The 5,070-nt window shown below is 73.7% G+C and carries 2 protein-coding genes; both read right to left on the bottom strand.

The genetic code is table 11. The annotated features are described in order from the left end of the window. Positions 1 to 392: 392 nt before the first annotated feature. The gene (locus tag ACFWY6_RS04195) at positions 393 to 3,449 is read right to left on the bottom strand and encodes a BTAD domain-containing putative transcriptional regulator (protein WP_384686176.1); all 3,057 of its coding nucleotides are present in this window, start codon (positions 3,447 to 3,449) and stop codon (positions 393 to 395) included. Positions 3,450 to 3,601: 152 nt separating this feature from the next. Then, positions 3,602 to 5,002, bottom strand: a complete 1,401-nt coding sequence (locus ACFWY6_RS04200; RefSeq protein ID WP_384686178.1) for an MFS transporter — start codon at positions 5,000 to 5,002, stop codon at positions 3,602 to 3,604. Positions 5,003 to 5,070 lie beyond the last annotated feature (68 nt).

A 5,070-nucleotide genomic window follows, 5' to 3' on the forward strand; every position in this document is an offset into this window, starting at 1 on the left:
TGCTGTGGTTTAAACCCCCCTGCTCGCGTATGTTACAGGGGGATGAGCGGCGGCATCCCGCCCCTCGGGGGCGTGGGTGCGGGCCCCCGCGCGGGGGGGGGGCGGCCCCCCGCCCCCGGAGTCCCCTCCTCGTTACTGGCGGGGTCGTGACGCGTGGAAGGGCCCACACCTCCGACGACGCCGGTGGTGTGGGCCGCACGAGGCATCAGTGGCCTTCCCCCGTCAACCCCCGTCGAATTCCGCTGAGTCCCCCGTTACTTACCCTGAGTCCCCCGTTGTGCCGGCAGGTCTCCCTGCCGACACCGAAAGCCTGCCGCAGGCCGCTGCAAGTTCTCTGCAATTCCACGGCAAGTGGAATGCCGCGGCCCCCGGGCTCGTCGGGCCAGGGCGCATCAGGCCCAGGGCTCGTCCCGCTCCCGCGCCTCGTACGCCGTGAAGACCTCAAGCGCCTCGGCACGCAGCGCGTGTGCTCCTGCCGGGTCCCCCGCCGCCTCCCGTGCCGCGGCGAGGTCGCGCAGGGTGCGGGCGCGGGGCAGTGGCAGCTCCAGGGCTTCCCAGCGGGCGGCCGCCGTCGTCAGGCTCTGTTCCGCGGCCTCGATGCGGCCCGCCGCCAGCTCGCACTCGCCGAGGGTGCGCAGGGCGAGCGCCTCGCCGAAGCGGTCGCGGTGGCCGCGGCAGACTTCCAGTACGTGGCGGATCTCGGCCTCCGCCTCGGCCGAACGCCCCAGGCGGACCCGGGACTTGGCGCGGGCCTGCATCGCGTACGCGGACATCAGCGTGTCCCCCAGAGGGCTCAGCAGGTCCACCGCGCGGCCCGCGAGTTCCTCCGCGGCCGCGTACTCGCCGAGTGCGCGCCGTACGAGGCTGATGGAGCGCAGGGTGAGCGCCTCGCCGCGGCGGCTGCCGAGCCTGCGGTAGGCGCGCAGCGACTCGTCGAGGAGCTCGCTCGCCGCGTCGTGGTCGCCCAGTTCGAGCCGGACGGTTCCGGCGTACCGGCAGGAGAGACCGACGCCGGGGTCGTCGTCGATGCCTCGGAAGCCGGCGACCGCCTGGGCGAGTACGTCCTGCGCGGCGCGCAGCCTGCCCGCTTCGCGCAGGGCGCTGCCGAGACCGGCGAAGGCGGCGGCCCTGCCGCGCGTGTCGCCGAGTTCGGCGCAGAGCCGGACGGCCTGCCGGAAGTAGCCCTGCGACTCGGGGAACCGGTCCTGTTCGAAGCGGAGTTGCCCGAGCCCGATGAGCAGCAGGGCCTCTCCGGAGCGGTCCTCGGCGCGGCGGGCCGCGGCCAGGGCGGCGTCATGGGTGCGCCACCACGCCTCGAAGCGATTGCCGACGGTGTACGCCGACGAGCACAGGACGGCCGCGGCCTCGCAGGCCAGGCTGTGCAGGTCCAGGGAGGCCGCGCGTTCGACGGCGGTGGCGATCGCGTCGGCCTCGGCCTCGAACCAGGCGGTCGGATCGGCGAGGGCGCGCCGGGTGGCCTCGGGGCCGATAGGCCGCACGACACGCCCGACCGTCCCGTCCGTCGGCCCGTCGCCGTCGAGGAGCCCGCGGTGCAGTTCGACCGCGCCGGACGGCGTGTCGGACGCGACGCGGCCGGTCAGCCAGAGCCAGGCGCCGAGCGCGCGGGCGACGGCGGCGGCCCGTTCGGCGGGCGGCTCCTCGGCGTCGGCGCGTTCGGCGGCGTACACCCGCACCAGGTCGTGCGGCCTGAAGCGGGCCTGCCCGGCGCGGTCGACGCCGGTGCAGTGCAGCAACTGGGCGTCGACGAGTTGCTCCACGACGCGGTCGGCGGCGGCCTCGTGCACATCCAGCAGCGCGGCGACCACCCAGGCGGCGACGTCGGAGGCGGCGAGCAGGCCGAGGCGGCGCAGGGCGGTGCGGGCGGGGGTGTCGAGCACCCGGTAGCTCAGGCCGAGGCCGGCCCGGACCTCCAGGTCCCCGACCGTGAGTTCGTCGAGCCGGTTGTGCTCGTCGGCGAGCCGTCCCGCGAGCATCCCCGGTGTCCAGTGCCGCTGGGTGGCGAGGCGGGCCCCGGCGATGCGGATGGCCAGCGGGAGGCCGCCGCACAGCTCGACGATGCGCCGGGCGGCGTCCGGCTCGTCCCGCACGCGCCGCTCGCCCGCGACACTGGCGAGGAGTTCGATTCCCGGCTCCGTGGCGAGCACTTCGAGCTCGGCGCGGTGGGTGCAGGGCAGCGCGCCGAGCCTGGCCCGCGCGGTGATCAGCACCCCGCAGGTGGCGCTCCCCGGCAGCAGCGGGCGCACCTGGGACTCGCTGCCCGCGTCGTCGAGCACGAGCAGCACGCGCCGCCCCGCGACCAGGCTGCGAAAGAGGTCGCGCCGTTCCGCGTCCCCCTCGGGCGGGTCGGCCCCCAGGGCGCGCAGCAGCCGCCCGAGCACCTCGCCGGGCGCCACCGGGTCGGCGGTGCCGCGCAGTTCGGCGTAGAGCTGGCCGTCCGGGTAGTGCTCGGCGACCCGGTGTGCCGCCTGGACGCCCAGCGTTGACTTGCCGACGCCGCCGGTGCCCGACACCACGACGACGGGCATCACCTCACGAGGGCCGGAAAGCGCCGCCCGTACGTCGGCGAGATGCGTGGCGCGTCCGGTGAAGTCGCCGATGGCGGGCGGCAGCAGGGCCGGAACCACCGGCACGGGAGCCGCCGGCGGGGCACCTTCGGCGGCCGCGGCCGGACCGGCGCCCGGCAGCAGCTCGTCGTCCGCGCGCAGGATCGACTCGTACATCCGCCGGAGGTCAGGGCCCGGGTCGATGCCCAGTTCCTCGGCGAGTACGTCGCGGCCCTCCACGTACACCGCGAGGGCGTCCGCCTGGCGGCCCAACCGGTAGAGGGTGAGCATCAGTTGGCCGCGCAGCCGTTCCCGCGTGGGGTGGGTGGCGACCAGGGCGGTCAGTTCGGCGACCAGTTCCGTCTCGCGTCCCGCCTCGGAGAGTTCGGCGGAGATCCGCTCCTCCAGGGCCGTCTGCCGCGCCTCCTCCAGCTGATCGGCCATGGCCCGCAGCGTGTCGCCGATCCCGCCGAGCGCGGGGCCGCGCCACAGGGCGAGGGCCTCGGCGAGCAGCCGGGCGGCCGCGGGGTGGTCGCCCGCGGCGGCGGCCTGTCTGCCCTGAGCCGTCAGATGCTCGAACGCGGTGCGGTCGACCAGGGCGGTGTCGGCGCGGATCAGATAGCCGGGCGGGCGTGTCTCGATGGCGTCGGCGGACAGCGCGCGGCGCAGCGCGGAGACGTAGGACTGGATCAGGGAACGTGCCGTGCCCGGCGGGTGCTCGCCCCAGATGGCGTCGATCAGCGCGTCGACGGACACCACACGGCCGTGCTCCAGGAGCAGCGCCGCGAGCAGAGCCCGGGGCTTGGGTCCACCGAGGTCGAGCCGACGGCCCGCGCGCCATGCCTCGACCGGCCCAAGGAGGCGGTAGTCGGTGTTCGTGTCCACGCCCTCTCCATGCGTCCCTGCCCCGCGCCGCCCCCGCTCGCCGATCCCCGGTCGACGACTGGTCATGCTACGTCCGCCGCACCTCAACCGGCGTACCCGCGAGGGGAATCAGGCCACGTCGGCGCTCCGCCCCGGCCGCGCGGTGCCGCGCCTCAGTCGGGGCGCGCAGGCTCGTCCGACGCGTCCCCTGCCGCTGCGAGCGGGTTCGCCCCGTTGCCCTGGAGCCGCTCCAGGTCGGCGGGGCGGACCTGGATGACGAACAGGGCGATCAGCGCGGCCACGATCGCGAAGACGGCGGCGGCGATGAACGAACTGGAGATGCCCGAAGCAAGGACCTGGTCGCCCCAGGTCCCCGGGAGCTCCCCCGTCCTGCGGAACTCGGCCAGCTGGGCAGGGTTCGCCTCCGCCATGAACTGCGGCACCTGGTCGGTGGCCTCGTTGCGGCTTGCCGTGCCGAAGACGGTGACCAGGACGGACAGGCCGAGCGAACCGCCCACCTGCTGCGTGGCGTTGAGCACTCCGGAGGCCGCACCCGCCTCATGGGGCGCCACGCCCGACACCGCCATCAGGGTCAGCGACACGAACTGCATGCCCATGCCGAAGCCGAAGACCAGCATGGGCCCGAGGATGCTTCCCGCGTAGGTGCTGTCGACATCGGTCATCGTCAGCCAGCCGAGCCCCAAGGCGGCCAGGAGCGCGCCGACCACCATGAAGGGCTTGGGCCCCCACTTGGGCAGGAGCTGGGAGGCGATCCCCGCTCCTATCGCGATGATCACGCTCACCGGAAGGAAGGCGAGCCCGGCCCGCAACGGGCTGAAGTCCAGGATGTTCTGCACGAACAGCGTCAGGAAGAAGAACATCCCGAACATCGCCGCGGCCAGGCTCAGCATCATGCCGTAGACACCCGCGCGGTTGCGGTCGCGGAACATCCACAGCGGCGTGATGGGCTGCTTCGAGCGGCTCTCGATGGCGAGGAACACACCGAGGAGCACCACGGCCGCCGCAAAGGACGCGATGGTCAGTGTGTCGCTCCAGCCGTCCTCGGAGGCGCGGATGAAGCCGTAGACGAGGAGCACCATGCCGACGGTGGACGTGAGCGCGCCGAGGATGTCGAAGTGGCCGGGGTGGCGCTCGGACTCCTGGATGTAGCGGGGCGTCGCGAGCGCGATCACCAGGCCGATGGGGATGTTCACGAAGAGGACCCAGCGCCAGTCGAGCCACTCCACGAGCAGCCCGCCGGCGAGCAGTCCGATCGCGCTGCCGCCTGCCGAGACGGCGGCGAACACACCGAACGCCCTGTTCCGCTCGGGTCCTTCGCGGAACGTCGTGGTGATCAGCGCGAGGGCGGTGGGCGATGCGATGGCGCCACCGACGCCCTGCAGCGACCGCGCCGCGAGCAACTGCCAGGACTCCTGGGAGAGACCGCCGAGCAGGGAGGCGAACACGAAGAGCAGGACGCCGAACATGAAGACCCTGCGGCGGCCGAGGATGTCTCCGAGCCGCCCGCCGAGCAGGAGCAGGCCGCCGAAGGTCAGTGTGTAGGCGCTGACCACGCAGCTGTGTCTCGAGGAGTTGCACAAGTGCTGTGTCTGTTTCAGAGGTTTCGCTGGGGTCTCGATGG

The sequence above is a fragment of the Streptomyces sp. NPDC059037 genome (assembly GCF_042740015.1).
In the GTDB taxonomy this organism is placed as follows: domain Bacteria; phylum Actinomycetota; class Actinomycetes; order Streptomycetales; family Streptomycetaceae; genus Streptomyces.